The sequence below is a fragment of the Xanthomonas sp. NCPPB 1068 genome, assembly GCF_041479385.2.
In the GTDB taxonomy this organism is placed as follows: domain Bacteria; phylum Pseudomonadota; class Gammaproteobacteria; order Xanthomonadales; family Xanthomonadaceae; genus Xanthomonas; species Xanthomonas cannabis.
This window is the reverse complement of sequence record NZ_CM192986.1, coordinates 1,833,170-1,857,492: the sequence shown is the minus strand read 5'-3', so window position 1 is coordinate 1,857,492 and position 24,323 is coordinate 1,833,170. Positions and strand designations below refer to the sequence as shown.

Below are 24,323 nucleotides of genomic sequence, written 5' to 3'. Positions count from 1 at the left end.
CTGTCGAATTGATCGGTGGCGCCAGTTTCCGCATCGGTGCAATAGCCGGACATCGGCCGTTCACCGATACTACGGTGCCTGAAAGCTGATTCATTCCGGGTCCCGGCAGGGGCCACCAAGACCGCGTTTTCTGGAATACTGCCCCCATGAACGAGCTCAACCATCTGCTAGACAACAACCGTGCCTGGTCCGAGCGTATCCGTCGCGAAGACCCGGAATTCTTTTCCAAGCTGTCCACCCAGCAGACGCCCGAATACCTGTGGATCGGCTGCTCTGACTCGCGCGTGCCGGCCAACCAGATCATCGACATGGCGCCGGGCGAGGTGTTCGTCCATCGCAACATCGCCAACGTGGTGGTGCATACCGATTTGAACTGCCTGTCGGTAATCCAGTTCGCGGTGGACGTGCTCAAGGTCAAGCACATCCTGGTGGTGGGCCACTATGGTTGCGGTGGCGTGTTTGCCAGCCTCACCCAGAAGCGCATGGGCCTGGTGGACAACTGGATCCGTCACGTCACCGATGTGGCCGACAAGCACGAGGCCTGCCTGCACGATGCCGGTGATCTGCCGGTGCAGCATGCGCGCCTGTGCGAGCTCAACGTGCTGGAACAAGTGGTCAATGTCTGCCGCACGACCATCGTGCGCGATGCCTGGGAGCGCGGCCAGGCACTGTGCGTGCATGGCTGGGTGTACAGCCTGCGCGACGGGCATGCGCACGACCTGGGCATGTCCATCGACCGCCCGGAGCTGCTGCAGGAGCGTTACGACGCCGCGCTGGCGCAGATCCAGGCCGATCACGAAGAACGCTGAGGCCCAACCGGGCGCGTTCACGGCGACGCAAGGAGCAGGCGTCGCACGCGTCCGGACAAGGCGTCCGGAACCGGCATGGCCTCAGTGGTACGTGCCGGCTCTGCGCAGCGGCGGCGGGGACTTCGCCTTCGCGATCGCGCCAGCCACCGCGTCACCCAACGGCGCCATGGGTTGGCTATGCTGGACGTCTTCTTTGTCGAGGAACGTCGATGCTGGTCCCGCCGATCAACCTGCATGCCTGGATCGAGCAACACCGCCACCTGCTCAAGCCGCCGGTCGGCAACAAGTGCATCCAGCAGGACGGCTTCATCATCATGATCGTCGGCGGGCCGAACGCGCGCACCGACTATCACTACGACGAAGGCCCGGAGTGGTTCTTCCAGCTCGAAGGCGAGATGGTGCTGAAGGTGCAGGACGAGGGCGTCCAACGCGACATCCCGATCCGCGCCGGCGAAATCTTTCTGCTGCCGCCGAAGGTGCCGCATTCGCCGCAACGTGCCGCCGGCTCGATCGGCCTGGTCATCGAACGCGAGCGCCTGCCGCACGAACATGACGGCCTGCAGTGGTATTGCCCGCAGTGCAATCACAAGCTCTACGAGGCGATGTTTCCGTTAGACAACATCGAAACCGATTTTCCGCCGGTATTCGATCACTTCTATCGCTCGTTGGCCTTGCGCACCTGCACCCAATGCGGGCACTTGCACCCTGCGCCCGAGCGCTATGCCGCAGTCGAGGCCTGAGGGGACGATGGCATGCCATTGCGGCGAGCACGTGGAGTGCGATGCGGTTGATTGTCTGTGCAAGGTCTGCTGTTGCCGGGGCAGCGGGCGTTGCCTGCGCATACCGCGATGATGCTGCAGCGCTGCGACGATGGGCGCGGCCGGCAGGTTCTTCCTGCCCGCTGCCTGACAGGAGAACTGCCATGACCTGCCCGATCCGGCGCAGCGCGTTTCGCGCGTGGCCGTATGCGCGCAGCGATCGCGCGCAAGCGATGCACCGGGCCGCTGCACGGAAACAGCCACCATGCTGCGCACACTGATCGACCTGAAGCCGCGCGATGTGCCGCTGCGCGTGGCCCTGCGCAACACCGCCGCGGTGGTGCTGCCGCTGGCGATCGGCGTGGCCACCGGGCATGTCGCGGCCGGGCTGGCCGTGTGCAGCGGCGCGCTCAACACCATGTTCTCCGACCAGCCCGGCCCCTACCGCGCGCGCCTGCAGCGCATGCTGATGGCGGCACTGGCGGCCGGCCTGGCGGCCTTGCTGGGCGTGTGGGTCGGTCACAACACGCCGGCGCTGGTGCTGGCCGGCTTGTTGCTCGGCCTGGGCGGCGGCCTGCTGGTGGCGCTTGGCCCGGTGGCGGCACGGGTGGGCCTGACCAGCATGATCCTGCTGGTGGTCAGCGCGGATATGCGCCTGCCTGTCGCACAAGCGCCGGGCGTGGCGGCGCTGATCTTTGCCGGCGGCCTGTTGCAGGTGTTGCTGGCGCTGGCGGCCTGGCCGCTGCAACGCTACCGCCCGGAGCGGTTCGCGCTGGCCGAGCTGATGCGCCAGCTGGCCGGCATCGCCCGCCAGCGCCCGGAAGCCAGCGCTGCACCGCCGGCCACGCAGGAAGTGCTGGATGCGATGGTGATGCTGCATGGCGAACATCGTTCGCGTGCGATTGCCGTGCAGAGTTTTCGCATCATCGCCGAGCTGTGCGAGCGCGTGCGGCTGGAGCTGCTGTCGCTGGCCGATGCCGACACCCGCCTGACCGAATCGCAGGCACGCCCGGCCATCGAGCGGGTGCTCGAACGCAGTGCGATCGTGCTGGAACAGCTGGCCCACGCGATGACGGTGGGCGAAGACCCGGTGGCGGCCAACGCATCGATGACCGGCTTCGACGACCTGATCGCTGCGCTGGCGCAGGTGCAACACGACAACGCCGATACCCGCGAGCGCCGGCTGGTGCGCGTGGCGGTCGCCCGCGCGCAGGGCCTGGGCGGCCAGTTGCGCGCGCTGATCCGCAATGCCCACTGGGCCAGCAGCCGTGGCGAGATCCAGGCGCAACTGGCCGAAGCACGCCTGCCGGCAGCGCTGCGCCCGGCCGCCACCTGGGCCACCCTGCGCGCAAACCTGGATCTGTCGTCGGTGGCGTGTCGGCACGCGCTGCGCTGCGGCGTGTGCCTGGCCCTGGCGATCGCGTTCCAGCGCTGGCAGCAGATCCCGCATGGGTTCTGGATTCCGATGACCACCGCCATCGTGCTGAAGCCGGACTTCGGCGGCACCTTCAGCTTTGGCGCGCTGCGCGTGGCGGGCACCTTCGTCGGCCTGTTGGTCGCCACGCTGCTTGCCCATCTGGCGATGGATGGGGCCAGCGTCCGCATGGCCTTGCTGGCGCTGTTCTGCCTGGGCTTTCGTTTGTTGACCCAGGTGAATTACGGCATCGGCGTGGCCTTCCTCACCGGCATGCTGGTGCTGCTGCTGTCGTTCGAAGGGGTGACGCCCGGCGAGGCGGTCGGTGCACGTTTGCAGGCCACCGTGGCCGGCAGTGCGCTGGCCCTGGTCGCCTATGCGCTGTGGCCCACGCGCGAGCGTCGGCATATCCGCAGTTCACTGGCTCACCTGCTCACTGCCTACCGCGAGCATCTGCGCAACCTGCTGCTGGGCCGGATGGACCACCTGGGCGACAGCCGCGCCGCCGCGCGCGTAGCGCGTACCAATGCGCAGGCCTCGATCGAGCGGCTGCGCGGGGAGCCACGCAGCCGCCGCAACCTGCAGGAACTCAAGCTTGCCGAATCGCTGCTGGCCAACGGCAACCGGCTGATCCGCGCCACCTTGCTGCTGGAGGCAGTGCTGCGCGATGGCCACCAGTTGCCCGCGCTGGACGCGTTGCCCGCCTTTGCCGACCACGCCGACCAGGCGCTGGCGGAATTGATCGACTGCCTGGTCAACGGCGGCACGCCGGCCGCGGCCACCTTGCGCAGCGCCGAGCGCAAGCTTTCCGATGCGCTGGCCGCGTTGCCGGACGGCACGCCCGGCATCGCCGCGCTTGCCGACACCATCGACCGCGTCACCGACAGCATCGGCACCCTCACCCACCTGCTGCGACCTGCCCGACCGGCCCCGGCCGAGACAGCGGGCGTGCATGACGGCGCGCGCGGTGCCGGCGGGTAAACTGCCGCATCGTTCCAGAGCGTTGCATGCCCGATGACCACCGACCCGCTGTCCCGTTCCCACGCCGCGGCACTGGACGCCGCCGACCCGCTGCGCAACCTGCGCGAGGCGTTCGTGTTTCCGCAGCACCACGGCCAGGACCAGACCTACTTCGTCGGCAATTCGCTCGGCCTGCAACCGCGACAGGCCCGCGCAATGGTCAGCGAGGTACTCGATCAGTGGGGCGCGCTTGCCGTGGAAGGCCACTTCACCGGCCCCACCCAATGGCTCACCTATCACCAGCTGGTGCGCGACGGCCTGGCGCGCGTGGTCGGCGCGCTGCCCGGCGAAGTGGTGGCGATGAACACCCTCAGCGTCAACCTGCATCTGATGATGGCCAGCTTCTATCGCCCCACGCCCGAGCGCGGCGCGATCCTGATCGAAGCCGGCGCGTTCCCGTCCGACCGCCACGCAGTGGAGTCGCAACTGCACCTGCATGGGCTGGACCCGGCCACGCAGCTGATCGAGGTGGAGGCCGACGAACCCAATGGCACGGTGTCGATGGCGGCCATTGCCACGGCGATCGCGCAGCACGGCTCGCGGCTGGCGCTGGTGCTGTGGCCGGGCATCCAGTACCGCACCGGGCAGGCGTTCGATCTGGGCGAGATCGCGCGGCTGGCGCGGGCGCAGGGCGCGGCGGTGGGTTTCGATCTGGCGCATGCGGTGGGCAATATCCCGCTCACCCTGCACGACGATGGCGTCGATTTCGCGGTGTGGTGCCACTACAAATATCTCAATGCCGGGCCGGGCGCGGTGGGTGGGTGCTTCGTGCATGCGCGCCATGCCACCAGCGACCTGCCGCGCATGGCCGGTTGGTGGGGACACGAGCAGCAGACCCGTTTCCGCATGGATCCGCAGTTCGTGCCTGCGCCGGGCGCCGAAGGCTGGCAGCTGAGCAATCCGCCGGTACTGGCGCTGGCGCCGCTGCGTGCATCGCTGGACCTGTTCGACCAGGCCGGCATGGCCGCGCTCCGCGCCAAATCCGAGCAGCTCACCGGCCATCTGGAACAGCTGATCCACGCGCGCCTGGCGCAGGTGCTGCAGATCGTCACCCCCGCGCACGCTGCGCAGCGCGGCTGCCAGCTGTCGCTGCGGGTGAAAGGCGGCCGCGCGCAGGGGCGCGCGCTATTCGAGCATCTGCATGCCGCCGGCGTGCTGGGCGACTGGCGCGAACCGGACGTGATCCGCATTGCGCCGGTGCCGCTGTACAACCGCTTCGTCGACCTGCACACCTTCGTGGAACAGGTGGAAACCTGGGCCGCCGCCTGAGCGCAACACGCTGACTGCAAGGTCACCGGGCCTGGGGGCCGCGACGCGGAGCCGGCAGCGGCCCACGTACACTCCCAGCCCGCCCACGGCTGATGCCCGGGCGGCCGCCCTTGCCAGTCGCTGTCTCCCCCTCTTCGCCGGCGCTGCGTCCGGCCGCCGCCGGATATTGCATTGAGCCCAGTCTCCCCCCGCTCCCTGACCCTGATCGGCGCCGGCCTGGCCGGTTGCCTGCTGGCCATCCTGCTGTCGCGCCGCGGCTGGCAGGTCACCGTCTACGAACGCCGCGGCGATCCACGCATCAAGGGCTACGAGTCCGGCCGCTCGATCAACCTGGCCCTGGCCGAACGCGGCCGCCACGCACTGCGCCAGGCCGGCGCAGAAGACGCGGTAATGGCCAAGGCGGTGATGATGCGCGGGCGCATGGTGCACCCGGTCAACGGGGAACCGCAGCTGCAGCGCTATGGCCGCGACGACAGCGAAGTGATCTGGTCGATCCATCGCGCCGCCTTGAACGTGGCCTTGCTGGATCTGGCCGAACAGGCCGGCGCCACCGTGCACTTCTACCGTCGCCTGCACACGGTCGATTTCGATGCCGGCTACGCGCGCTTCATCGACGACCGCGACGATCAGCCGCACGAGATCCACTTCCAGAGCCTGATCGGCAGCGATGGCGCCGGCTCGGCGCTGCGCGCGGCCATGCAGCGCAAATCGCCGTTGGGCGAGCGCATCGAGTTCCTGGATCACTCCTACAAGGAGCTGGAAATCCCGCCGCTGCCCGGTGGCGGCTTCCGCATCGAGCGCAACGCACTGCACATCTGGCCGCGCGGGCGCTACATGTGCATTGCGCTGCCCAACGACGGCGGCACCTTCACCGTGACCTTGTTTTTGCCCAACGCCGGCGAACCCAGCTTTGCCACCACCCGCACCGGCGAAGAAGCGCATGCGCTGTTTGCGCGCGACTTCCCGGACGCCTTGCCGCTGATTCCGCAGCTCCAGGAGCACTGGGAAGAACATCCGCCCGGACTGCTCGGCACCCTGACCCTGGACCGCTGGCATCTGGACAACCGCGCCTTGCTGATCGGCGATGCCGCACATGCGATGGTGCCGTTCCACGGCCAGGGCATGAACTGTGCGTTCGAAGACTGCGTGGCGCTGGCCGAACAGATGGACGCGCACGACGACATCGGCAGCGCATTTGCCGCCTTCGAGGCCGCACGCCGCGACGATGCCGCGGCAATCCAGCAAATGGCGCTGGACAACTATCTGGAGATGCGCGACCGCGTGGGCGATGCGCAGTTCCTGCTGCAACGCGAACTCGAACAGCAATTGCAGGCGCGCTGGCCCACCCGCTTCGTGCCGCACTACACCATGGTGACCTTCCTGCGCACGCGCTACTCGATCGCACTGGCGCGCAGCGAGATCCAGCGCGAGATCCTGGTCGATGCCACGCGCGGTCACAGCGATCTGTCGCGCATCGACTGGGCTGCGCTGGAAACCAGCGTGCACGCGCGCCTGGAGCCGCTGGAGGGCGCGCACTGACGTCTGCGACGGCAGTGGCCCACGGCATCACTGCCTGCGCTGCAGGCCATGCCGTGGCGTCATCCGGGTCTTGGCTGATCTCTCCGGCGTCGCTGTCGGCAGCTGCGAGACAGCTGCAACTGCCCTGCGCGTGCCGGTCGGTTAGTCAACGCTGATCGCCGGCCCACCGGGCCACTGCACGCGCGCACCACTCACGTGCGCCAACCCGCCGCACAGCCGCGCCTCAGCGTGCCGGTGCTGCGATGGGGGATACTAGGCGGCACCGGCAGCGCGTACGCCGTGCGCTGCGCATCTGGATCTTGCACCCGCATGCCTGACAGCTTTCTCTTCTACGACCTGGAAACCTTCGGCCAGGACCCGCGCCGCACCCGCATCGCGCAGTTCGCGGCGGTTCGCACCGATGCGCAGCTGCGGGTGATCGAAGAACCGATCAGCTTCTTCGTGCAACCGGCCGACGATCTGCTGCCCTCCCCGTACGCCACCATGGTCACCGGCATCACCCCGCAGCATGCGTTGCGCGAGGGCGTGAGCGAAGCCGAGGCATTTGCACGCATCGCCGAGCAGATGAGCCGGCCGCAGACCTGCACGCTGGGCTACAACTCGATCCGCTTCGACGACGAGTTCGTGCGCTGTGGCCTGTTCCGCAATTTCTACGATCCCTATGAGCGGGAATGGCGCGGCGGCAATTCGCGGTGGGATCTGCTCGACGTGCTGCGCCTGGTGCACGCACTGCGCCCGGATGGCATCGCCTGGCCGCAGCGCGAAGATGGCGCCACTTCGTTCAAGCTGGAGCATCTGGCCGACGCCAATGCCGTGCGCGAAGGGGATGCGCACGAAGCCCTGTCCGACGTGTACGCCACCATCGGCATGGCGCGCAAATTTCAGCAGCATCAGCCCAAGCTGTGGGACTACGCCTTGCGCCTGCGCGACAAGCGCTTTGCCGCCACCCTGCTCGACGTGATTGCGATGGAGCCAGTGCTGCATGTGTCGCAGCGCTACCCGGCCTCGCGCCTGTGTGCCGCCGCAGTATTGCCGCTGACGCGGCATCCGCGCATCGACAGCCGGGTGATCGTGTTCGATCTGGACGGCGACCCGGAGGTGCTGCTGCGCCTGAGCCCCGACGAGATTGCCGACCGGCTGTATATCCGCGCCGCGGATCTGCCCGAGGGCGAGCAACGCATTCCGCTGAAAGAAGTGCATCTGAACAAATCGCCGGCACTGGTGTCCTGGCAGCACCTGCGCGCAGCGGACTTCCAGCGCCTGGGCGTGGACCGCGACGTCGTCATGGCCAAGGCCGCACGGCTGCGCGAGCTGGGGCCCGCGCTCGCCGAAAAGGTACGCCAGGTCTACGGCAACGACCGCGCCGCTGCCGCAGCGGCCAACGATGCCGACGCCTCGCTCTACGACGGCTTTCTGGCCGAGGGCGACAAGCGCTTGCTGGCCCAGGTGCGCGCCAGTGCGCCAGACGAGCTGGGCGCCCTGGAAGCGCGTTTCCGCGATCCACGCCTGGTCGAGCTGCTGTTCCGCTACCGCGCGCGCAACTGGCCGCAGACGTTGTCGCCCGAAGAACACGACCGCTGGAACGTGTACCGTCGCCAGCGCCTGCTGGAAGACCGCGGGTTGGGCGAAGTCACCCTGGAGCAGTTTTACGCGCAGATTGCGGATTTACGGCTCGCTCACCCCGACGATTCTACCAAGCAAGCCCTACTCGACCAGCTCGCCGCCTGGGGTTCGGACCTCCAACGCACGCTATGACCACCTACTTTTCCGACGCCAGCTTCAAATTCCTGCGTGCCCTGGCCCGCCACAACGACAAGACCTGGTTCAACGACCATCGGCACCAGTACGAAGCGCATGTGCGCCAGCCGTTCCTGCAGCTGATCACCGACCTGCAGCCGGCATTGGCGCAGGTCAGCGAGCACTATCGTGCCGATCCCAAGACCCAGGGCGGCTCGCTGTTTCGCATCTACCGCGATGCGCGTTTTTCCAACGACAAATCGCCGTACAAGAACTGGCAGGGCGCGCGCCTGTTTCATGAGCGCCGCCGCCAGGTTCCTGCGCCGTCGTTCTACATCCACCTGCAGCCGGGCGAGAGTTTCGTCGGCGCGGGGCTGTGGCACCCGGAGCCGGACACGCAACGCAAGCTGCGCCAGTTCATCTTCGAAAACCCCGGCAGCTGGAAAGCCGCCGCGTACGCACCCAAGCTGCGTCGCAAGTTTGCGTTGGACGACAGTGAAAAACTGGTGCGTGCACCGCGCGGTTTTCCAGCCGATTTCGAGTTCATCGACGATCTCAAGCATCGCAACTGGGCGTATCTGCGCCACCTGGACGATGCGCTGATGACCGGGCCGCGCCTGCGTCAGACCATCGAAGCCGATCTGGTGACATTGGCGCCGTTTGTCGATTACCTGTGCGCCGCGCTGGATCTGGAATTTTGACAGCGCACGCAGCGCCACCGCTGGGCGGTGCGCTGCAGTCGATCAGCGCGTGCCGGCCATTGCCGCAGAGTGCAGGCAACCACCACCGCCCTTGGCAACGGAGTGCGAACGATGAAAAAACGCTGGTGGTTATTGCCCTTGCTGATCGTGGCCTTGCTGGCCGGCTACGTGGTGGCAGGGCCGTACCTGGCCATCCGCGGCATCAGTCAGGCGGTCGCCGACCGCGATGCCGGGCAGCTGGATCGCCATGTCGATTTCCCCAGCCTGCGCGTCAACCTCAAGGCGCAACTGGACGACTACCTGATCCGCCAGGCCGGCAGCAGCGCGCAGTCGAGCCTGTTGGGCGGTGTTGCGCTGCGGTTGGCCAGCGGCATCAGCGGCGCTGGCGTGGATACCTTGATCACGCCCTTGGGTATTGGTGCGCTGCTGCAGGGCCACAGCGTGTGGAACCGCGTCATCGGCGACACCGTCAGCGCCGACACCTATGCCGCGCCGTCTCCTGCCCGCCCGCTGCAGGGCGCGACGCAACGCTTCGAATCCACCCGCCGCTTCACCGCCACCACGTACACCGCCACCGGCGCACCGGTGGTGTTCGTGCTCACCCGCCAGGGCCTGCGCTGGCGCCTGACCGACATCCAGCTGCCGCTCGGCGACCAAGGCGACTCGCCCGCGCCGTAGGTGTTGCGTACGGATGCGGACGACCTGGCGTGCGAGCAAGCGCTGGTCGACACGCTGCACCGATGGACTGCAACATCGTGCACGCAATTAGCGGACGCGTGCCGCGTGGCTGCCGCCATCCCCGCTTGGCGCACCACGCAGGCTGACGCCCTACGCAAACCGCCAGGCGCGCTCGGTCCATGCCGCCTGCAGCCGCAGCATCGAAGGTCGTAGCTGCCGGCGTGCTGCCCACGGCAACGGTGCCAGGGCCTGTTCCGGGGTCGCCGGGGTATGTCGGCGGTTCCAGGCAAACACCACCTGATTGCGCAGGTCCGGCTCGGGCAACGCCAGCACCAGACCGTCGAATAGCGAACGCAGCTGCGCCAGGTGCCCAGCGATGGGCACGTCGTACAGGTTGAACGCCAGCACGCCGTCAGGGGTCAGTGCCGCGCGGCACTGCGCGTAGAACTCCGGCGTGCACAAGGCCGGCGGAATCCCGTCGGTGTCGTAGGCATCCAGCAGCAACAGGTCATAGCGACAGGCACGCGGGCCGATCCACTGCGCGCCATCGCCCAGGCTGATCTCCAGCCGCGCATCGTCGCGCGGCAGCGCGAACGCATCGCGCAGCGCCAGCACCTGCGCATCGGCTTCCACCGCCTCAATGCGCGTGTTGCGCAGATACCGATGGCAGAACTTTACCTGCGCACCGCCGCCCACACCGATCACGCCGATGCGCTCTGGCCGCGGCTGCAGCCACAACGCCGCCAACATGCTGCGCGTATACGGCAGCATCAACCGATACGGCGCCCAGCGCGACATGCGTGTCTGGACCGTCTGCTCGTCGAAGCACAGCTCCAGGGTGCGCCAGCGACGGCGCAGCGCAGCACGTCCGGGCGGCTGCGGCGGCGCGCTCATGCGCCCGGCGGATCGTTGGCCACGCCGTGCGGCACATGGCCGGCTGCCACGTGCTGATGCTGGCGTGCGCTGTCGATGTTGTGTTGCGAGTCGTCGAAGAAGATGTCTGCACCGAAGGCTTCCAGGAACGGCCCCTTGTGCCGCCCGCCCAGAAACAGCGCCTCGTCCAGCCGCACGCCCCATTCGCGCAGCGTGCGGATCACCCGCTCATGCGCCGGTGCAGACCGCGCGGTGACCAGCGCGGTGCGGATCGGCGACGACTCGCCAGCCGGAAACGCCGCCTGCAACGTGTGCAGCGCGGAGAGAAAATTACGGAACGGCCCGACCGATAGCGGCTCGCGGGCACGCTCGCGCTCGTGCCGCCCGAATGCCTCGACACCCTGCTCGCGGGAAATGCGCTCGCTCTCGTCGCCAAAGATCACCGCATCGCCATCGAAGGCGATACGCAGCTGGGTGGACAGGCGGCTCTCGTCGTTGTCCACGATGGCCGCAGCCGCCTCGGCACGCTCGCCCGGCGCACGCGGCATGATGGTCGCTGCGGCGATGCCATGGGTGAGCGCGCGCCGCACCGATTCCGGATTGGCCGACAGGAACAGATCGGTGCCGAACGGCTTCACATACGGCCAGGTCGGCTCGCCGGAGGTGAAGGTGGCGCGCACGATGCCCAGGTTGTAGTGCTGGATCGAGTTGAAGATGCGCAAACCGGTATCGGCGGAGTTGCGCGACAACAGGATCACTTCCACCCGCGGGGTCTCCTCGGGCACATCGTGATTGAGCGCCAGCAGCTTGCGCACCACGGGGAACGCCACGCCCGGTTGCAGGATGTCGTCTTCGTGCTCGCGCTGGAACGCCGAATACGCCTCCACCCCGCTGGCCTCGAACAGGGCATGACCTTCTTCAAGATCGAACAGCGCGCGCGAGGTCACCGCGACGGTCAGGAGCCTGGGGGAGTTGTCAGCCATTTGGGTGCCGGGAGTCGGGAGTCGGGATTCGGGAATCGGGATTGGTGAGCAGCAGCGCGTGCGGATTTGAGATCAGGAACACGATGGCGCGAGCCGCATCGTAACGCGTCGACGTGCTCGCAGGCGGCCAGCGTGCGCGGCTCCCGCCGTTGCCAATCCCGAATCCCCAATGCCCAATCCCCGCCCCTCACACCGCAAACTGCTCGCTGAAGATGCGCTCTTCCAGGTTGTGTTCCGGATCGAACAGCAAGGTGACCCGGCGCTCGGTGGATTCACGGATGGTCACTTCCACCACGTCGCGGATCTCGTGCGAATCGGCGGTGACGCTGACCGGGCGCTTGTACGGATCAAGCACGCGAAAACGCACTTCGGTATCGGCCTTGAGGATGGCGCCGCGCCAGCGGCGCGGGCGGTACGGCGCGATCGGCGTCAGTGCCAGCGTATGCGAGCCCAGCGGCAGGATCGGCCCGTGCGCCGAGTAGTTGTAGGCGGTGCTGCCGGCCGGTGTGGCCACCATCACCCCGTCGCCGATCAGCTCGGCGATGCGGGTCTGTCCGTTCAGATCCACGCTCAGATGCGCGGCCTGGCGGGTCTGTCGCAACAGCGAGACTTCGTTGTACGCCAGCGACCCGGCACTGCTGCCGGATTCGGTCTGCACCAGCATTTCCAGCGGCCGCAGATGCGCCGGCTCGGCACGTTGCAGACGGGCCAGCAAGTCGTCTTCATCGTCGCGATATTGGTTCATCAGGAATCCGACCGACCCCAGCTTCATGCCGAACACCGGCTTGTCGGCGGCGCCGTGGCGATGCAGTGTCTGCAGCATGAAGCCGTCGCCGCCCAGGGCGCAGACGACATCGGCCGTCTCCAGCGGATGATCGCCATAGCGCTGCACCAGGCGCGCGCGCGCGTTGGCCGCGGGCTCGGTGGGGCTGGCCAGAAAGGCGATGCGGGGTGGTGCGGTCATTGTCGACTCCAAAGCATGCGAATCAGCATACCGCAGCCCTGTGCTGGGCTTGTTGCCATGCCCCCTGCCCTCGCGTGCGTCGCCGCTGCTGCGCCTCTTGCCGCGGGCACCGCGCCCACCACCCACCGCCCATCGCGGCACGCCTCAGGCCGTCAACCGCCATGCGCGATGGATGCGTGCATGCCGTTCGAAGTCCGGGTCGATGGTGCGCGGGCTGATTTCTTCGCACTGCGCGAACTCGGCCACTGCGTCTTCGTCCAGCTTGAAGCGGCGGAAGTTGTTGGAGAAATACAGCACGCCGCCCGGCGCCAGACGCGCCACCGCCGCGCGCAGCAGGCGCACATGCTCGCGCTGGATGTCGAAGTCCTCGGCGCGCGCGGAGTTGGAAAAGGTCGGCGGGTCGCAAAAGATCACATCGAAATGCGCGCGCTCGGCTTCCAGCCACGCCAATGCATCGGCCTGCACCAGCTTGTGCTTGCTGCCGGCCTGGCCGTTCAACGCAAGGTTATCGGCGCACCACTGCAGATAGGTGGCGGACAGATCCACGCTGGTGGTGGAGGCAGCGCCGGCCACCGCCGCTTCCACGCTGGCCACGCCGGTGTAGCAGAACAAATTAAGGAAACGGCGTCCCTTGGACTGCTGCGCCATGGTGCCGCGCAGCGGGCGATGGTCCAGAAACAGCCCGGTATCCAGATAATCGAACAGGTTCACCCGCAGCAACGCGCCGTGTTCGCGCACGTTGACGATTTCGTTGCGCTGTTCGAAACGGCCGTACTTGCTGCCGCCCTTGCCGCGCTCGCGCGACTTCAGCGCCACGCGCTCGGCCGGCACCTCGAAGACCTCGCGCGCGGCAGCCAGCAATTCATTGAGACGACGGCGCACATCGGCTTCCGGGATCGTTGCGGGCGCTGCGTATTCCTGCACATGCAGGAAGATGCGCCGGTCGCCATCGGCTTGCTGGTACACGTCGATGGCAGCGGAATATTCCGGCAGGTCGGCATCGTAGGCGCGGAAGCATTCGATGCCTTCGCGCGCGCGCCATTTCTTGAATTTCTGCAGGTTCTTGCGCAAGCGGTTGGCCACCATCTGCGCGCCTTCGCTGAGCGCGGTCGGCGCCGCCAGCGGGGTACGCCGCGGCACTGCGATCGGGTCGCAGACGATCAGCGCGCACTCGATCGCGCCATTGAACAGCTGGTACTTCTTGGCTGCGCGCAGGCCGGTGGCATATGCCAGCTCGGCATTGCCGCACAGCAGGCTGGCCCGCCATTGCGGCACGACACGCTGCAGGGTATCGCCGAGCCTGCGGTACAACGCTGCATCGGCTGCCAGGCGCTCGTCATAGGGCGGATTGCACACCACCACGCCGGTGGCCTGCGGCGGCGTCTGCAGCTCGCCCACCTCACGCACGCCGAACCAGATCGCCTCGGCGACACCGGCCACTTGCGCATTCTCTTTCGCGGCGCGGATGGCGTGCGGGTCCATGTCGCTGCCATGGATCACCTGCCTGAGCGCAGCGCGGCCGACGCTGTCGCGTTCGCGCGCTTCGCTGACCAGCTGTTGCCAGGTCTCGCGGTCGAAACCGCGCCAACGGCTAGGCACATCGCTGCCATAGCGCTGCAGACCCGGCGCGACGTCGGCAGCCATCAGCGCGCCTTCGATCAGCAGCGTGCCGCTGCCGCACATCGGGTCCAGCAGGCCGCCGCCATCGGCATAGGCGCGCGTCCAGCCGGCGCGCATCAGCACCGCCGCAGCCAGGTTTTCCTTCAACGGCGCCTCGTTCTGCGCCATGCGCCAGCCGCGTCGATGCAGCGGGCCGCCCCCCAGGTCCACCGAAATGGTGGCGCGGCCCTTGCGCAGCGACAGGTTCAGGCGCAGGTCCGGGCTTTCCACATCCACCGACGGGCGCTCCAGGCCCTGCCGGCGCATGGTGTCCACCACCGCGTCCTTGATGCGCTGCGCCGCGTAGCGGGCATGGGTGATGGCGGTACCGGACACATGCGCGTCCACCGACAGCGTGTGCCCCACCGACAGGTGCTCGTCCCATGGCAGCTCGGCCACGCCGGCGTACAGCGCGTCTTCGTCCGGGCAATCGAACTCGCTCAGCGGCCACAGCACGCGGCTGGCCAGGCGCGACCACAGCACGGCGCGCTGCGCATCGCGCAGTTCGCCTTCGACGTTGACGCCGGAGATGGTGGCGGTGGCCTTGCTGGCACCGAGCGCGAGCAGCTCGTCGGCAAGCAGGTATTCCAGGCCCTTGGCACAGGATGCGAAGAATTTCACGTAGGCAGGTATCGATAAAGACGCTGGCCGCGGCGGCGAGCGTGGGAGCAGCACGGCGGGCCGGCGCCCGTAGGGGCAATGCCGTGGCCGTGGACGGGCGCAAATGGTCGGCCATCGGGGCCGGCATTACCACCCCCGCCGGCCGCGTCGCCCGCCGCACGGTTCACCAGCGCGCCAGCGGCCACCAGCAAACGCCACCGCCACCAGGGCCGCGATCGCCGTCCGGCACTGCCTGCAACCCGGCCCAATCCCCCGCCACGCATGGATTGCATGGGTCTGGCAGCGGCACACCGCCCAACGCCGGCCCCGCGCACCAGCCCCCTACCGTCGGTGCCGCAGGCGTGCAGGCCTGCGGCCGCCCCGCTCAGCCGTGGGCAGGCTTGTGCGCGATGACGGTGGGAAAGAGGCTGGCGCGATCCTCGATGAAACGGATGTCGGTAAAGCCCGCGCTCTCCAGTTGCGCACGCGTTTGCGCGTGTGTACGGAACGATGCCCAGCGCGCCTGCACGATGTCGACGAAGATCTGGCTCTGCAGTGCCAGCGCCGCCGGGTCGATCAATGCCATCTGCCATGGCGACTGCGCGCACAGGCTGGGGGGGGGCGTCAGGAAACTGGTCAGCAACGTGCCGCCCGGCCGCAGCTTGTGGAAGAACGCGCCATACAACGCGATCACGCGTGCGTCGTCCGGTTCGTAGAGATTGAGTCCGTTACTTGTCAGCACGTCCACGCTATTGGCATCGCCCTGCGTCCAGGCGTCTTCCAGCCGTAGCGACAACTGCCCTTCCAACCCGTGCCGGCGCGCCAGTTGCAAAGCACCTTCCAGCGCCTGCGGGTCCAGGTCGATGCCAAGCAACTGCACCTCCGGACACTGCCGGTAGTCCAGGCTCAGCAGGTCGCCCATCCAGCCGCAGGGGACCGAGGCCAGCGTCATGCCAGGCTGCAGCAAGGCCTGCAACTGCGCACGGAAAATGCCGAACCGCTCGCGCGTGGCGAGCACGGCCGGGAGTGTCTCGAACAGGGCGTATTCCAGCGCCGGCGTGGTGTCCGGCGCCAGACTGCCTGGCTGGTGCGTTACCACTTGATGGGTCCAATAGGCATCCAGCCCGCAGTTGCGGAGCAGGAACCGGCCCAGCTCCACCGCCCATAGCGCATCGAGCAACTGCAGCAGGCGCTCCACGTCCGCCGCAGGCCGCGCGGGGTCCTGGCCAAGTCGCGCCTTGATCGCGGTGAGCAGGGTCGCATCGTCCTGCGGCAGGTCGCCCGCGTGCGAAATCAGGCGCGCCTGCGGCGACACCGTTTGCTGGTCATCTTGCATCGTTCACCTCGTCTAGCGTTCATCGCGATCGATCGACCATGATGACGGCTGACGCAAGCCGCGACGGTGCCCAGGGCGATGCAGGATGCCGGCGAACGAACGGGAACCACAGGCTGCGCGGAAAGGCTCCGGGCAAGCCACGCGCACGGCTCAACCCAGCCCGAATGCCGGGTGGTAGGTCACATCGGCCAGCGGCACCAGCCGGTCGCCGAACGCCAGCGCCTGCAATACGGATGCCGGCACATCCGGCATGCCCAGGCCCGGCTCGACGGCGAATCCGAAACGACGGAAGAAGCCGGGCTCGCCGTCGACCACGCAGCCGGCCGCACCACGCTCGCGCAAGCTCGCCAGGGCGGCGCGCACCAGGCGCGTGCCCAGCCCCTGGCGCTGATGGCCCGGGCCAACGGCCAGTGGCCCCAGCGCAAACCAGCCAGAGGATCCATCGGACAAGGCCACCGGCGACACCGCCAGGTGCCCCACCACATAGCCGTCATGGTCGGCCACCAGCGACAACGCCAGCGCGCCGTCCTCGCGCAGTGCAGCGATCACGTGCTGTTCGTCATGGCGGCTGTGCTCGTCGCGCATGAATGCCACCATCGTCAGGATCTCGATGGCCGCCGCATCGCCCTCGGACGCTTCACGGATCAGAATGCTCATTGCCCGGCTCGCCGGCGACGCAGGTGCCCGAGATGGCGCATCACAGGCTCTGCAGCAGTTCGGCAAACGCGCGTGCCGACGCGTCGACATGCGATGCCAGGCGATGTCCGTCGTCGACCAGCAACAGCCGCGCGGCGCGTGCCTGTGCCCAGGCGATCACCTCGGCGGCGGGAATCAATTCATCGTGCCAGGCATGCACGATCGAAATCGGAACCGCCGCCGCATCCAGCGCCGGCAACGGCCCCATTCTGGTCGGCGGCACCATCAGGAACAGCGCACGCGTGGGCACCTGCAGCGAGACCTGCGCAGCGATATACGACCCCAGGCTGGACCCCGCCAGCACCACCGGGCCCTTGTCGGCCGCAGCACGCGCGATGTCCAGCAACCGTTGCAGACGCCCGCGCACATCGCCCAGCTGGCCCAGATCGCGGCGCGCATCCAGATCGGTGAAATCCGGCCGCTCGTGGGTCCATCCGAGACGTTCGGCCACCTCGGCCAGCGCGGTGACCTTCAAGGCATCGGGCCCGCTCTCGAACCCATGCGCGAGGATGCAGTGCCCGCGGCTCATAGCGCCTGCACCGTATCGCCGATGCGCAGCACGCCGCCGCGCAGGATGCGGGCGCACAAGCCGCCATGTCCGCGCATCGCGTTGTAGCCGCCAGCACCCAGCGCGTCTTCCATGCGCGAGCACGGGTCGCAGGGATCGGTGCCTTCCAGCTCGACCTCGCCGATGCAAAAGCGCCGCCCTTTCAACGCGATCAGCGGGATGCCGGACACCACCAGATTGCGTCGCAGCGTGGCCGGTGCGATCTGCGCATGCCCTGCCAGCGCCGCAATCACCGGCAGGTGCTCGGCCTGGATCAGGGTCACGCCCCGCTTGCCGCTGCCGCCCTTGTAGCGGTCGCCCACCAAGCCAATACCGGTAGTGGCCTGCGCGGCGTCCACCTCCAGCATGTCCACATCACGCGCAGGACGCACGCCGATCCAGGTCACCTGACCGGTCTGCGGCAGCGTCGCCATCAATTTGCCCAGGGGGCTGTCGGGATTCAAGGCCATCGTCGAATGCTAGCATTCGCCACATGTCCGATGCCGTCCTGCCGTCGCCGCCGATCACCTACGCGCCGTTGCCCTACGAATCGCGACTGGCGCGGCGCCCGCTCGGGCACATCGACATGGTGGTCATCCACTGCACCGAACTGCCGGACATGGCGATGGCGCGCGACTACGGCGAGCGCGTGCTCTACGACAGCGGCACCGGCAACAGCGGGCATTACTACATCGACCGCAACGGCAGCATCCAGCAGTACGTGGCGCTGGAGCGCGTCGCCCATCATGTACGCGGCCACAACCCGCACACACTTGGCATCGAACTGGTCAACCGCGGCCGCTATCCACACTGGCTCGACTCGCGCCATCAACTGATGAGCGAGGCGTACCCGGAGCCGCAGATCGGCGCACTCATCACCCTGCTGCAGTGGCTGCAGCAGCAGCTACCATCGGTGCGCCGCATCGCCGGGCATCAGGAGCTGGATACCACGCAGGAAGCGGCCAGTGACGACCCGTCCCGCAAGATCCAGCGCAAGCTCGACCCCGGCCCGCTGTTTCCGTGGTCACGCATCCATGCAGCCATTGGCTGGTCGCACAGCCTGCGTTGACCGCACGCCCTGCACTGGAGCAACGCGTCAGCGGCGCCTCACGGCTCCGGAGCACGATAGGTTTTTTCGCCGGCATTGACGGCCACGGCGAGCCGGTTTTCCGGCGGCGCGATCGGGCAGACCACATGCGGCGTCACCGCGCAGGGCGGGTTTTCCGCGAGATTGAAATCCAGCAACACATGGCCATCGCGCGGCAGCGCGGTGAACAGATAGCGCGCGCCGCCGTAGCTCTCCTTGCCGCTGGTGCGATCGGCAAACAGGAAAAACAGCCCGCTGCCGTCCTCCTGCGCGATCGGCTGCAGGCGATAGGTCTGCCCATTGCGCTCGAACACTGCCTCGCCTGGCACGTCCACCGTCAGTGGCGTTCCGATCGAGGTCAGCAGGGTCACGGTCCGCGGCGTGGCATACGGCTGCCAGCGCGCCTGAACACGCCAGTGCGGATCGATCGGAAAATAGTCGAAGCCCTGGAACCGGGCCAATACGGGCGCCGCCGGGTCGCGAAACCGCCAGCCGAACAATGCGCCGGTCTGCACCAGGTAGAACTGCCGGTTGTCCACCTCCAGGCGGTCGCCCGGCTGATCGACGCGCTCCGGCTCCAGGCTGACCTCATCGACCGGCCGACCGTGCAGCTTCACGCCTGCGCCGGCGGCCGCCTTGAAGCGCACGTGGCCGGCGGCGTCCAGGCTCAGCTGGCCCAGGTGCACAGGACCGGCTGGCAACACCAGGTCACTGCGCGGATCGCTGCCCACCTGGTACCGGCCCGCACGGACGCGGCCGGAGCCGGTATAGCTCAGCCAACCATCCGGCGCCCGCAACCGTGCCAGACGCTGCGCACGTGCCTGCTCCAGAGCGACCTGATAGACCTGCTGCCCATCGTCCTCGGCACGGCTGGCGCCCCGCACACCGTTGGTGTCGGCAGTCGAACCCGCCGAGCACGCCGTCATCGACATCACTGCGACGCACAAGGCGCCGGCCTGCAACTGCACCCGCATGTCGCCACCCACCCTGCAAGAAACTGCGCTCCGCGCAGCAAGCCTGCGTCCCCACAGACCACCATTCCTGCGGTCATTGTGCATGCATCAGGCAGCGGTCGCGACCGGCCGCGAGCGATCCTGCAGCCAACCGCTCCAGGAACCGGCGTACACCCGCGCACCGGGCAGCCCGGCCACTTCAAGCGCCAGCAGCAGGTGGCAGGCCGTCACGCCGGAGCCGCACATCACGACCGCCTGCTCGGGCCGGTACGCGCCCAGCAGCGCGGACAGTTCCGCATGCAGTTCCTCGGCCGGCTTGAAGCGGCCATCGCGCAGGCTCAGCCCCAACGGACGACTCACCGCGCCCGGCACGTGGCCGGCCACCGGATCGATTGGCTCCAGCTCGCCGCGAAAGCGCTCGCCCGCGCGCGCGTCCAGCAGCCATCCCGGCGCCTGCCCCAGCCGCGCCAGGATATGCTCGGCGTCGACCACGGCAGCGCTGTCGAAGCTGCCCGGGTACGCAGGCCCCTCGTGCAGCTCCGGCTGCTCGCCGGTTTCCGGCAAACCGGCAGCGCGCCACGCGGCCAGCCCGCCATCGAGCACCGCCACGCGCCGATGTCCCATCAGGCGCAGCATCCACCACGCGCGCGCGGCCGCCATGCTGCCGTCGCCCGCGTCGTAGACCACCACCTGGCTCGCCGGATCGATGCCCCACCCGCCCAGACGGCGGGCGAAATCGGCAGCATGCGGCAACGGATGCCGTCCCTGACCGGGACGCGACAGGTCGGCCAGGTCGTGATCCAGATCGACATGAAACGCGCCGGGCAAATGCCCTTGCGCATACATCTTGCGTGCGGCCTCCGGGTCCGGGGCAGTCGGTGGCGCGGCGCGCGCATCCAGCACGCGCACCTGCGGGTGCGCCAACGTGCCCGCCAGCGTGCTGACGTCCACCAACGTGGTCCAGTTCGGATCGACACTCATGCAACCTGCTCCAGGCGACGACGGAGATTGAGAAGAATGGCCGCGGTGGCGCCCCAGATGTGCTGCCCGGGCCAGTCGTATTCGAGCACGCGGCGTGGGCGCCCGCGAAATTCCAGCTCCACGCTGCGCAGATTGTCCGGGTCCATCAGGTAGGCCAGCGGCACTTCGAAGACCTCGGCCACCTCGTCCGGCTGCGGTACCGCGACAAAGGCAGGGTCGACCACGGCCACCACCGGCGTCACCCGGAATCCGCTCACGGTCAGGAATGGGTCCAGATAGCCCAGCGCGTGCACCTGCTGCGCACCGAGGGCGATTTCCTCGCAACTTTCGCGTAATGCGGCCGCGGCCGCGTCGGCATCGGACGGCTCCATCCGCCCCCCCGGGAAACTGACCTGCCCGGCATGATGGCGCAGGCTGTCGGTGCGCCGGGTCAGCAGCACCGTCGTGCCCTGCGCGCGTGGCACCAGGCCGCACAGCACTGCCGCTTCGGCAGACGCGCCTCCCTCGCTCAGATCGATCAGTTCTGCATGGTTCCAGCCCGGCCCGGCGGGCGCGGTATCCAGCGGGTACAGCGCGCGTCGCAACTGCGCGTACTCGGGCAACGCGGCAACCAGCCCACGTGCCGGCAAAACCGTGTGCAGCAACTCCTGGCGTTCGACGTCACTCATGCTCATCCAGCGGGCGATTTCATCCAGGCTGCGCAGGCAGCCGACACAGTGCGATTGCGCGTCCAACGAACATACACCGATACATGGACTGGGCAGAGACCCATCGGCCGCGTCGGTGGCGCTCATCGTTTGCTGCTGCAGACGCGGTGTGGGACGTTCATCGATCTCTTCAGGCACCTTGGCCGGGCCAAAAACGACAACGCCGGCCTGATGGCCGGCGTTGTCAGTGCAACAGCAAACGCAGTTACTTGACGCTGACCAGCTTGATCTCGAACTGCACTGCCACGTTCGGCGGGAACGGCGTGCGCGGATCGGCGCCATAGGCCTGCTCCGGCGGCAACGTCACTTCCCACTTCGAGCCGGACGGCATCTGCAGCAACGTTTCGCGCATGGCCTTCATTTCGACTTCGCTGACCTTGATGGCCGGGATCTGCTGCGCCGGACGCGCCTTCTCGCGGTCGCCGAAAGGATACGGACCGGCCACTTCCAGCTGCACGGTGCTGGCCTGGGTCGGCTTGGCACCCTTGCCGGCTTCGATCACGCGGTACTGCACGCCGCTCGGCAGCGTCTGCACGCCAGCGGTGCTCTTGTTCTTGGCCAGGAACGCATCGCTCTTGGTCTTGTTGGCGGCAGCGGCCTTGTCGTACTCGGCCTTGGCCTGCTGTGCACGGCCCTGCTCACGCTTCTGGAACGCTTCGACAGCCGGCTTCAGCTGGTCGGCGGTGATCGCCGGCTGCTTCTTGGCATAGGCGTCCTGCAGACCCTTTACCACCGAGTTGATGTCGAGCTGCTCGCCGCGACCGGTGAGCTCGGCAAGGTTATTGCCGTAGTCGTAACCGAAGTAATAGCTCAACTTGCCCTTTTCGGACGTCGTGTCCTGGGCCAGTGCATTGCCCGTCAGGGCCAGGGCCGCCACAGCGACCGCGATAGAACGCAACTTCATCAAACAATTCTCCAGGGTGGTGGCACAGGACGGGTCTGCCGCCTGAGATGACGCGCTAGGATAGCGGCCGCGATACCGAACCGCTACTTATCACGAAAGCTAGGACCAGCAAGGCTTTCGGAAGTTCCGCATTTACTTTTTTTTTACGTTCTCAAGGGTTTTCGATGTCCAACCACGTCATTCTGATCGCCGATCACGCCAGTGTGCGGACCATTACGGTCAATCGCCCGGACAAGCTGAACGCCTTGAACCGCGACACCATGCTGGCGCTGGATCAGGCCTTCGCAGACGCCGCGAGCGCCGACGATGTGCGCGTGGTGATCCTCACCGGTGCCGGCCCCAAATCGTTCGTGGCCGGCGCGGACATCGCCGAGATGAGTGCGCTGTCGGCCATGGAAGGCCGTGCGTTTTCGCTGGTCGGGCAGCAGTTGATGCGCCGCATCGAACGCATGCCCAAGCCGGTGATCGCCATGGTCAACGGGTTTGCGCTCGGCGGCGGCCTGGAGCTGGCCATGGCCTGCCACCTGCGCATTGCCGCAGCGACCGCACGGCTCGGGCAACCGGAAATCAATCTCGGCCTGATCCCCGGCTTCGGCGGCACCCAACGCCTGCTGCGCCTGACCGGACGCGCTGCAGCGCTGGAGCTGTGCCTGCTCGGCCAGCCGATCGATGCAGCGCGTGCGCTGCAGCTCGGGCTGGTCAACCGGGTGGTCGAGCCGGACGCCTTGCAGGACGAAACCCTGGCACTGGCGCAGCGGCTGGCCACCGCCGCACCGCTGGCATTGCGCGGCATCCTGGACGCGGTGGTGTTCGGCGGAGAATGCGGGATGGAAGAAGGCCTGCAACTGGAAACCGCGCAATTTGCGCTGTTGTTTGCCAGCGAGGACATGCGCGAAGGAACCCGCGCTTTTCTCGACAAGCGCGCTGCCCACTTCAGCAACCGCTGACATCGCCATGACGCTCGACCCCATCCCGGCACCGCGTCCGTTGCCCTTGCAGTTGTTCGATTGTGTGGTGGCCGACGATCTCGACCGTGCGCTGGCGCTCGGCTTGATGGCGTACCTGCCCGACCCGCAGCACGACGCCCTGGACGCCAACTGCGCGCAGGTGTGCGCAACGTTGCTGGCCTCACAACGGCGCTTGCGCGATGCCTGGGCGGCACGCGAGCGCTATCGCGCACGTACCGCGCGCCTGCAACGCCGCGCCGCCGAACGCGATGCACGCAGGGCGCCCGCCCCGGCGCCCAGCCAGCCGGCAGCACCGGCATTGCCGCCGCTGGCCGCTGCCATCCTGGCGCGCGCCAAGGCAAAAGCCGCCGGCGGAGCGCAGCCATGAACGCGACGCAGGCAACTCCGCCGGCACGGCGCGGCAGCAGCATGCGCAAGCCCGAAATACAGGAGATGTTCGAGCGCCTGCGCGAACTTAATCCGCACCCGACCACCGAGCTGGAATACACCACCCCGTTCGAGTTATTGATCGCCGTACTGCTGTCGGCACAAGCCACCGATGTCGGCGTCAACAAGGCCACCCGCAAGCTGTATCCGGTAGCCAACACACCGCGCGACATTCTGGATCTTGGCGAAGAAGGCCTGAAGCGCTACATCGCCACCATCGGGCTATTCAACGCCAAGGCAAAGAATGTCATCGCGACCTGCCGCATCCTGCTGGAGCAGTACGGCGGCGAAGTGCCGCACGACCGTGCCGCGCTCGAAGCGCTGCCCGGCGTCGGCCGCAAGACCGCAAACGTGGTGCTCAACACCGCGTTCGGCGAACCCGCCATGGCCGTGGACACGCATATCTTTCGCGTCTCCAACCGCACCGGCCTTGCACCAGGCAAGGACGTACGCGCCGTGGAAGACAAATTGGTCAAAGTGATTCCTGCCGAGTTTCTGCACGACGCGCATCACTGGCTGATCCTGCACGGCCGCTACGTCTGCAAGGCACGCAAACCCGACTGCCCCGGCTGCGTGATCCATGACCTCTGCCGCTACCGCGACAAGACCCCCGCACCCGCCGAACGGCCGACAACGCCCACAGGCTGAGCAGTCGCGCCACCGCAACAAGCAACCCACCGCCTGACTCCGAGCAATCACCTCGCCAGCGCGACC

The 24,323-nt window shown here is 67.6% G+C and carries 24 protein-coding genes and 1 pseudogene; 12 read left to right on the top strand and 13 right to left on the bottom strand.

Translation table 11 applies throughout. The annotated features are described in order from the left end of the window. Nucleotides 1-146 precede the first annotated feature (146 nt). The 8 genes from can to ACCQ12_RS07970 all read left to right on the top strand — a co-directional run bounded on the left by can (nt 147) and on the right by ACCQ12_RS07970 (nt 9,925). A complete protein-coding gene (gene can / locus ACCQ12_RS08005; RefSeq protein ID WP_039411402.1) occupies nt 147-809 on the top strand; it encodes a carbonate dehydratase in 663 nt (220 codons plus the stop codon). A gap of 209 nt (nt 810-1,018) precedes the next feature. Next, nucleotides 1,019-1,549, top strand: coding sequence for a 3-hydroxyanthranilate 3,4-dioxygenase (locus tag ACCQ12_RS08000; RefSeq protein WP_372383331.1), 531 nt, complete (start codon nt 1,019-1,021; stop codon nt 1,547-1,549). Nucleotides 1,550-1,832: 283 nt separating this feature from the next. After that, nucleotides 1,833-3,962, top strand: a complete 2,130-nt coding sequence (locus ACCQ12_RS07995) for an FUSC family protein (RefSeq protein WP_372383330.1) — start codon at nt 1,833-1,835, stop codon at nt 3,960-3,962. 33 nt (nt 3,963-3,995) lie between these two features. Beyond that, the gene (gene kynU / locus ACCQ12_RS07990; protein ID WP_372383329.1) at nt 3,996-5,270 is read left to right on the top strand and encodes a kynureninase; all 1,275 of its coding nucleotides are present in this window, start codon (nt 3,996-3,998) and stop codon (nt 5,268-5,270) included. Nucleotides 5,271-5,441: 171 nt separating this feature from the next. Then, entirely contained in the window at nt 5,442-6,809 is a 1,368-nt protein-coding gene (locus tag ACCQ12_RS07985) for an FAD-dependent oxidoreductase (protein ID WP_166743213.1), read from the top strand. A 309-nt stretch (nt 6,810-7,118) separates the two neighbouring features. Beyond that, nucleotides 7,119-8,564: an exodeoxyribonuclease I gene (sbcB, locus tag ACCQ12_RS07980; protein WP_372383328.1), complete on the top strand. Its 1,446-nt coding sequence runs from the start codon at nt 7,119-7,121 to the stop codon at nt 8,562-8,564. After that, nucleotides 8,561-9,247 carry a DUF2461 domain-containing protein gene (locus ACCQ12_RS07975; RefSeq protein ID WP_039412460.1) on the top strand — a complete coding sequence of 229 codons (687 nt, stop codon included), beginning with the start codon at nt 8,561-8,563 and terminating at the stop codon, nt 9,245-9,247. The genes sbcB and ACCQ12_RS07975 overlap by 4 nt, the downstream gene beginning before the upstream one ends. Nucleotides 9,248-9,358: 111 nt before the next feature. Then, the gene (locus ACCQ12_RS07970) at nt 9,359-9,925 is read left to right on the top strand and encodes a DUF2939 domain-containing protein (RefSeq protein ID WP_184385172.1); all 567 of its coding nucleotides are present in this window, start codon (nt 9,359-9,361) and stop codon (nt 9,923-9,925) included. Between the two features lie 150 nt (nt 9,926-10,075). On the opposite strand, the gene ACCQ12_RS07965 is transcribed toward ACCQ12_RS07970, so the two are convergent. The 9 genes and pseudogenes from ACCQ12_RS07965 to ACCQ12_RS07925 form a co-directional block, all read right to left on the bottom strand. Then, entirely contained in the window at nt 10,076-10,819 is a 744-nt protein-coding gene (locus tag ACCQ12_RS07965) for a spermine/spermidine synthase domain-containing protein (RefSeq protein ID WP_372383327.1), read from the bottom strand. Further along, nucleotides 10,816-11,781, bottom strand: a complete 966-nt coding sequence (locus ACCQ12_RS07960; protein WP_047696635.1) for a 5'-nucleotidase — start codon at nt 11,779-11,781, stop codon at nt 10,816-10,818. The genes ACCQ12_RS07965 and ACCQ12_RS07960 overlap by 4 nt, the downstream gene beginning before the upstream one ends. Nucleotides 11,782-11,968: 187 nt before the next feature. Next, nucleotides 11,969-12,745: an NAD kinase gene (locus ACCQ12_RS07955; RefSeq protein ID WP_039412455.1), complete on the bottom strand. Its 777-nt coding sequence runs from the start codon at nt 12,743-12,745 to the stop codon at nt 11,969-11,971. 144 nt (nt 12,746-12,889) lie between these two features. Beyond that, complete coding sequence (rlmKL, locus tag ACCQ12_RS07950) at nt 12,890-15,025, bottom strand: bifunctional 23S rRNA (guanine(2069)-N(7))-methyltransferase RlmK/23S rRNA (guanine(2445)-N(2))-methyltransferase RlmL (RefSeq protein ID WP_184370031.1); 2,136 nt, start codon at nt 15,023-15,025, stop codon at nt 12,890-12,892. Further along, nucleotides 15,022-15,210, bottom strand: a pseudogene (locus ACCQ12_RS07945) (hypothetical protein). Before ACCQ12_RS07945 ends, rlmKL begins: the two are co-directional and overlap by 4 nt. A 179-nt stretch (nt 15,211-15,389) precedes the next feature. Continuing rightward, nucleotides 15,390-16,340 (bottom strand): SAM-dependent methyltransferase, encoded by a 951-nt coding sequence (locus ACCQ12_RS07940; protein ID WP_047696638.1) that lies wholly within the window; start codon nt 16,338-16,340, stop codon nt 15,390-15,392. A 150-nt stretch (nt 16,341-16,490) separates the two neighbouring features. Next, nucleotides 16,491-16,997: a GNAT family N-acetyltransferase gene (locus tag ACCQ12_RS07935; RefSeq protein WP_047696640.1), complete on the bottom strand. Its 507-nt coding sequence runs from the start codon at nt 16,995-16,997 to the stop codon at nt 16,491-16,493. 40 nt (nt 16,998-17,037) lie between these two features. After that, a complete protein-coding gene (locus ACCQ12_RS07930) occupies nt 17,038-17,565 on the bottom strand; it encodes an alpha/beta hydrolase (protein ID WP_047696642.1) in 528 nt (175 codons plus the stop codon). After that, nucleotides 17,562-18,053 carry an MOSC domain-containing protein gene (locus tag ACCQ12_RS07925; protein ID WP_039412437.1) on the bottom strand — a complete coding sequence of 164 codons (492 nt, stop codon included), beginning with the start codon at nt 18,051-18,053 and terminating at the stop codon, nt 17,562-17,564. The genes ACCQ12_RS07930 and ACCQ12_RS07925 overlap by 4 nt, the downstream gene beginning before the upstream one ends. A 23-nt stretch (nt 18,054-18,076) precedes the next feature. Here ACCQ12_RS07925 and ACCQ12_RS07920 point away from each other — a divergent pair, with 23 nt between their 5' ends. After that, complete coding sequence (locus tag ACCQ12_RS07920; protein ID WP_166743217.1) at nt 18,077-18,652, top strand: N-acetylmuramoyl-L-alanine amidase; 576 nt, start codon at nt 18,077-18,079, stop codon at nt 18,650-18,652. A gap of 38 nt (nt 18,653-18,690) precedes the next feature. On the opposite strand, the gene ACCQ12_RS07915 is transcribed toward ACCQ12_RS07920, so the two are convergent. The 4 genes from ACCQ12_RS07915 to ACCQ12_RS07900 form a co-directional block, all read right to left on the bottom strand. Next, entirely contained in the window at nt 18,691-19,644 is a 954-nt protein-coding gene (locus tag ACCQ12_RS07915; RefSeq protein WP_372383326.1) for a DUF1684 domain-containing protein, read from the bottom strand. Between the two features lie 87 nt (nt 19,645-19,731). Then, on the bottom strand, nt 19,732-20,604 hold the full coding sequence (locus ACCQ12_RS07910) for a sulfurtransferase (protein ID WP_179456898.1): 873 nt from the start codon (nt 20,602-20,604) through the stop codon (nt 19,732-19,734). Next, nucleotides 20,601-21,398, bottom strand: a complete 798-nt coding sequence (locus tag ACCQ12_RS07905) for a CoA pyrophosphatase (protein WP_372383325.1) — start codon at nt 21,396-21,398, stop codon at nt 20,601-20,603. The genes ACCQ12_RS07910 and ACCQ12_RS07905 overlap by 4 nt, the downstream gene beginning before the upstream one ends. A gap of 118 nt (nt 21,399-21,516) precedes the next feature. Then, the gene (locus ACCQ12_RS07900; RefSeq protein WP_047696647.1) at nt 21,517-22,215 is read right to left on the bottom strand and encodes an FKBP-type peptidyl-prolyl cis-trans isomerase; all 699 of its coding nucleotides are present in this window, start codon (nt 22,213-22,215) and stop codon (nt 21,517-21,519) included. Nucleotides 22,216-22,379: 164 nt separating this feature from the next. Between ACCQ12_RS07900 and ACCQ12_RS07895 the strand changes: the two genes are divergently transcribed. The 3 genes from ACCQ12_RS07895 to nth are packed head-to-tail and all read left to right on the top strand — an operon-like array spanning nt 22,380 to nt 24,257. Continuing rightward, nucleotides 22,380-23,162 (top strand): enoyl-CoA hydratase/isomerase family protein, encoded by a 783-nt coding sequence (locus ACCQ12_RS07895; protein WP_047696649.1) that lies wholly within the window; start codon nt 22,380-22,382, stop codon nt 23,160-23,162. A gap of 7 nt (nt 23,163-23,169) precedes the next feature. After that, on the top strand, nt 23,170-23,550 hold the full coding sequence (locus tag ACCQ12_RS07890) for a hypothetical protein (RefSeq protein ID WP_372383324.1): 381 nt from the start codon (nt 23,170-23,172) through the stop codon (nt 23,548-23,550). Further along, entirely contained in the window at nt 23,547-24,257 is a 711-nt protein-coding gene (gene nth, locus ACCQ12_RS07885) for an endonuclease III (protein WP_047696653.1), read from the top strand. The genes ACCQ12_RS07890 and nth overlap by 4 nt, the downstream gene beginning before the upstream one ends. The last annotated feature ends 66 nt before the right edge of the window (nt 24,258-24,323 follow it).